The sequence below is a fragment of the Caballeronia sp. ATUFL_F1_KS4A genome, assembly GCF_023630905.1.
Taxonomy (GTDB): Bacteria; Pseudomonadota; Gammaproteobacteria; order Burkholderiales; family Burkholderiaceae; genus Caballeronia; species Caballeronia zhejiangensis.
This window is the reverse complement of the sequence record NZ_JALQEB010000049.1, coordinates 1-5,445: the sequence shown is the minus strand read 5'-3', so window position 1 is coordinate 5,445 and position 5,445 is coordinate 1. Positions and strand designations below refer to the sequence as shown.

At 53.3% G+C, this 5,445-nt stretch carries 2 tRNA genes and 3 rRNA genes; all 5 read left to right on the top strand.

Going from position 1 to position 5,445, the window contains the following annotated elements:
* Nucleotides 1-203 precede the first annotated feature (203 nt).
* The 5 genes from NCS03_RS30965 (at nucleotide 204) to rrf (ending at nucleotide 5,435) form a co-directional block, all read left to right on the top strand.
* Nucleotides 204-1,735, top strand: a 16S ribosomal RNA gene (locus tag NCS03_RS30965).
* Between the two features lie 63 nt (nucleotides 1,736-1,798).
* Nucleotides 1,799-1,875: transfer RNA gene (locus NCS03_RS30960), tRNA-Ile, on the top strand.
* A 47-nt stretch (nucleotides 1,876-1,922) separates the two neighbouring features.
* Nucleotides 1,923-1,998: transfer RNA gene (locus NCS03_RS30955), tRNA-Ala, on the top strand.
* A gap of 285 nt (nucleotides 1,999-2,283) precedes the next feature.
* Nucleotides 2,284-5,166 (top strand): 23S ribosomal RNA (locus NCS03_RS30950).
* A 156-nt stretch (nucleotides 5,167-5,322) separates the two neighbouring features.
* A 5S ribosomal RNA gene (rrf, locus tag NCS03_RS30945) occupies nucleotides 5,323-5,435 on the top strand.
* Together the 16S, 23S and 5S rRNA genes with 2 tRNA genes alongside form the textbook arrangement of a ribosomal RNA operon.
* The last annotated feature ends 10 nt before the right edge of the window (nucleotides 5,436-5,445 follow it).

Below are 5,445 nucleotides of genomic sequence, written 5' to 3'. Positions count from 1 at the left end.
TGCTCTTTAAAAACTAACAGCCGATAAGTGTGGGCGCTTGATGGCGAGTGCGGCTGGTTCTTTGGAATCGGCGATAGCAAAAGTATCAAGAGTCTCACACGAAGTATCAGAGGAAGGTTTGTTCATCTTTGGATGGAATAAATCATCGTCAGTACGTTGAGTGAGCGACCTATTCGGAAGAATAGAAAACAGTAACAGGTATTGAACTGAAGAGTTTGATCCTGGCTCAGATTGAACGCTGGCGGCATGCCTTACACATGCAAGTCGAACGGCAGCACGGGGGCAACCCTGGTGGCGAGTGGCGAACGGGTGAGTAATACATCGGAACGTGTCCTGTAGTGGGGGATAGCCCGGCGAAAGCCGGATTAATACCGCATACGACCTAAGGGAGAAAGCGGGGGATCTTCGGACCTCGCGCTATAGGGGCGGCCGATGGCAGATTAGCTAGTTGGTGGGGTAAAGGCCTACCAAGGCGACGATCTGTAGCTGGTCTGAGAGGACGACCAGCCACACTGGGACTGAGACACGGCCCAGACTCCTACGGGAGGCAGCAGTGGGGAATTTTGGACAATGGGGGCAACCCTGATCCAGCAATGCCGCGTGTGTGAAGAAGGCCTTCGGGTTGTAAAGCACTTTTGTCCGGAAAGAAAACTTCGTCCCTAATATGGATGGAGGATGACGGTACCGGAAGAATAAGCACCGGCTAACTACGTGCCAGCAGCCGCGGTAATACGTAGGGTGCGAGCGTTAATCGGAATTACTGGGCGTAAAGCGTGCGCAGGCGGTCTGTTAAGACCGATGTGAAATCCCCGGGCTTAACCTGGGAACTGCATTGGTGACTGGCAGGCTTTGAGTGTGGCAGAGGGAGGTAGAATTCCACGTGTAGCAGTGAAATGCGTAGAGATGTGGAGGAATACCGATGGCGAAGGCAGCCTCCTGGGCCAACACTGACGCTCATGCACGAAAGCGTGGGGAGCAAACAGGATTAGATACCCTGGTAGTCCACGCCCTAAACGATGTCAACTAGTTGTTGGGGATTCATTTCCTTAGTAACGTAGCTAACGCGTGAAGTTGACCGCCTGGGGAGTACGGTCGCAAGATTAAAACTCAAAGGAATTGACGGGGACCCGCACAAGCGGTGGATGATGTGGATTAATTCGATGCAACGCGAAAAACCTTACCTACCCTTGACATGGTCGGAACCCTGCTGAAAGGTGGGGGTGCTCGAAAGAGAACCGGCGCACAGGTGCTGCATGGCTGTCGTCAGCTCGTGTCGTGAGATGTTGGGTTAAGTCCCGCAACGAGCGCAACCCTTGTCCTTAGTTGCTACGCAAGAGCACTCTAAGGAGACTGCCGGTGACAAACCGGAGGAAGGTGGGGATGACGTCAAGTCCTCATGGCCCTTATGGGTAGGGCTTCACACGTCATACAATGGTCGGAACAGAGGGTTGCCAAGCCGCGAGGTGGAGCCAATCCCAGAAAACCGATCGTAGTCCGGATCGCAGTCTGCAACTCGACTGCGTGAAGCTGGAATCGCTAGTAATCGCGGATCAGCATGCCGCGGTGAATACGTTCCCGGGTCTTGTACACACCGCCCGTCACACCATGGGAGTGGGTTTCACCAGAAGTAGGTAGCCTAACCGCAAGGAGGGCGCTTACCACGGTGGGATTCATGACTGGGGTGAAGTCGTAACAAGGTAGCCGTATCGGAAGGTGCGGCTGGATCACCTCCTTTCTCGAGCTTCGCACACGAAGTTAAGCGCTCACGCTTATCGGCTGTTGTTTGAAGACAGGCTTTGGGTCTGTAGCTCAGTCGGTTAGAGCACCGTCTTGATAAGGCGGGGGTCGTTGGTTCGAATCCAACCAGACCCACCACGGTCAAGATGAGTCAGGCAGTCAGTGAGGCTGCAGACGCGAGACGCGGGGGATTAGCTCAGCTGGGAGAGCACCTGCTTTGCAAGCAGGGGGTCGTCGGTTCGATCCCGTCATCCTCCACCAAGTCCTCAATGCGCAGTGTTTCGTGAAGCACTTTGCATTGGCGATTGAAAGCCAGTTGATGTCGCAGGCGAGTGAAGTGAGCTTGTCGGCTAAACGTTCTTTAACAATCTGGAAGAAGTAGTAAAGAGACTATCTAAAAGCACTTAGAGATGGGTGTGAGTCGGGTAGTCAGGGTAGTGATTGTATCAAGTATGAAAAGTGATCTTGATGATGACTTGGAATACGGCACAACGCGAATACTCAGCCTATGGCGAGGGTGGCTCGAGAGAGACACACTTGTTATAGGGTCAAGCGAACAAGTGCATGTGGTGGATGCCTTGGCGATCACAGGCGATGAAGGACGCGGTAGCCTGCGAAAAGTTGTGGGGAGCTGGCAAACGAGCTTTGATCCACAAATGTCCGAATGGGGAAACCCACTCCTAATGGAGTACCCACAACTGAATACATAGGTTGTGTGGAGCGAACGCGGTGAACTGAAACATCTAAGTAACCGCAGGAAAAGAAATCAACCGAGATTCCCAAAGTAGTGGCGAGCGAAATGGGATCAGCCTGTACTCTTTATCTTTGTTGTTAGTCGAACGCTCTGGAAAGTGCGGCCATAGCAGGTGATAGCCCTGTAGACGAAAACAGCGAGGAAGAACTAGGGGTACGACAAGTAGGGCGGGACACGTGAAATCCTGTCTGAAGATGGGGGGACCATCCTCCAAGGCTAAATACTCGTGATCGACCGATAGTGAACCAGTACCGTGAGGGAAAGGCGAAAAGAACCCCGGGAGGGGAGTGAAATAGATCCTGAAACCGCATGCATACAAACAGTCGGAGCCTGGAAACGGGTGACGGCGTACCTTTTGTATAATGGGTCAGCGACTTACGTTCAGTAGCGAGCTTAACTGATTAAGGCAGGCGTAGCGAAAGCGAGTCCGAACAGGGCGATCAGTTGCTGGGCGTAGACCCGAAACCAAGTGATCTATCCATGGCCAGGTTGAAGGTGCGGTAACACGTACTGGAGGACCGAACCCACTAACGTTGAAAAGTTAGGGGATGAGCTGTGGATAGGGGTGAAAGGCTAAACAAACTTGGAAATAGCTGGTTCTCTCCGAAAACTATTTAGGTAGTGCCTCGTGTATCACCTTCGGGGGTAGAGCACTGTCATGGTTGTGGGGTCCATTGCGGATTACTACGCCATAGCAAACTCCGAATACCGAAGAGTGCAATCACGGGAGACAGACATCGGGTGCTAACGTCCGGTGTCAAGAGGGAAACAACCCAGACCGCCAGCTAAGGTCCCAAAGATTGGCTAAGTGGGAAACGAAGTGGGAAGGCTAAAACAGTCAGGAGGTTGGCTTAGAAGCAGCCACCCTTTAAAGAAAGCGTAATAGCTCACTGATCGAGTCGTCCTGCGCGGAAGATGTAACGGGGCTCAAGCCAGTCACCGAAGCTGCGGATGCGTACGCAAGTACGTGTGGTAGGAGAGCGTTCCGTAAGCCTGCGAAGGTGCGTTGAAAAGCGTGCTGGAGGTATCGGAAGTGCGAATGCTGACATGAGTAGCGATAAAGGGGGTGAAAAGCCCCCTCGCCGTAAGCCCAAGGTTTCCTACGCAACGTTCATCGGCGTAGGGTGAGTCGGCCCCTAAGGCGAGGCAGAAATGCGTAGCTGATGGGAAGCAGGTCAATATTCCTGCACCATTGTTAGATGCGATGGGGGGACGGATCGCGGAAGGTTGTCCGGGTGTTGGACGTCCCGGTCGCTGCGTTGGAGAAGGCACTTAGGCAAATCCGGGTGCGTAATTCAAGGGCGTGGCGCGAGCTTCTTCGGAAGCGAAGCAATTGGAAGTGGTTCCAAGAAAAGCCTCTAAGCTTCAGTCTAACGATGACCGTACCGCAAACCGACACAGGTGGGCGAGATGAGTATTCTAAGGCGCTTGAGAGAACTCGGGAGAAGGAACTCGGCAAATTGGTACCGTAACTTCGGGATAAGGTACGCCCTTGTAGCTTGACTGGCCTGCGCCAGGAGGGTGAAAGGGTTGCAATAAACTGGTGGCTGCGACTGTTTAATAAAAACACAGCACTCTGCAAACACGAAAGTGGACGTATAGGGTGTGACGCCTGCCCGGTGCCGGAAGATTAAATGATGGGGTGCAAGCTCTTGATTGAAGTCCCGGTAAACGGCGGCCGTAACTATAACGGTCCTAAGGTAGCGAAATTCCTTGTCGGGTAAGTTCCGACCTGCACGAATGGCGTAACGATGGCCACACTGTCTCCTCCCGAGACTCAGCGAAGTTGAAGTGTTTGTGATGATGCAATCTCCCCGCGGCTAGACGGAAAGACCCCATGAACCTTTACTGTAGCTTTGCATTGGACTTTGAACCGATCTGTGTAGGATAGGTGGGAGGCTATGAAACCGGAACGCCAGTTTCGGTGGAGCCGTCCTTGAAATACCACCCTGGTTTGTTTGAGGTTCTAACCTTGGCCCGTGATCCGGGTCGGGGACAGTGCATGGTAGGCAGTTTGACTGGGGCGGTCTCCTCCCAAAGCGTAACGGAGGAGTACGAAGGTACGCTAGGTACGGTCGGAAATCGTGCTGATAGTGCAATGGCATAAGCGTGCTTAACTGCGAGACCGACAAGTCGAGCAGGTGCGAAAGCAGGTCATAGTGATCCGGTGGTTCTGTATGGAAGGGCCATCGCTCAACGGATAAAAGGTACTCTGGGGATAACAGGCTGATACCGCCCAAGAGTTCATATCGACGGCGGTGTTTGGCACCTCGATGTCGGCTCATCTCATCCTGGGGCTGTAGCCGGTCCCAAGGGTATGGCTGTTCGCCATTTAAAGAGGTACGTGAGCTGGGTTTAAAACGTCGTGAGACAGTTTGGTCCCTATCTGCCGTGGGCGTTGGATATTTGAAGGGGGCTGCTCCTAGTACGAGAGGACCGGAGTGGACGAACCTCTGGTGTACCGGTTGTGACGCCAGTCGCATCGCCGGGTAGCTATGTTCGGAAGAGATAACCGCTGAAAGCATCTAAGCGGGAAACTCGCCTTAAGATGAGATATCCCCGGGGCTTCGAGCCCCTTGAAGGGTCGTTCCAGACCAGGACGTTGATAGGTCAGGTGTGTAAGTGCAGTAATGCATTGAGCTAACTGATACTAATTGCCCGTAAGGCTTGATCCTATAACCAGTGTGTTTCACGTACTGACTTGGCGCCACAGCGCTTGGTCAATACCACCCCTGGTTGAGTAGCGTTGTGCGACACTCACTCCCCAAACACTTCTACTTCTTCCCAGATTGGTTGTCGCGCCCACCCAGGCGAGACAACAACAAGTCATGCCTGATGACCATAGCGAGTCGGTCCCACCCCTTCCCATCCCGAACAGGACCGTGAAACGACTCCACGCCGATGATAGTGCGGATACCCGTGTGAAAGTAGGTAATCGTCAGGCTCCTCATGCT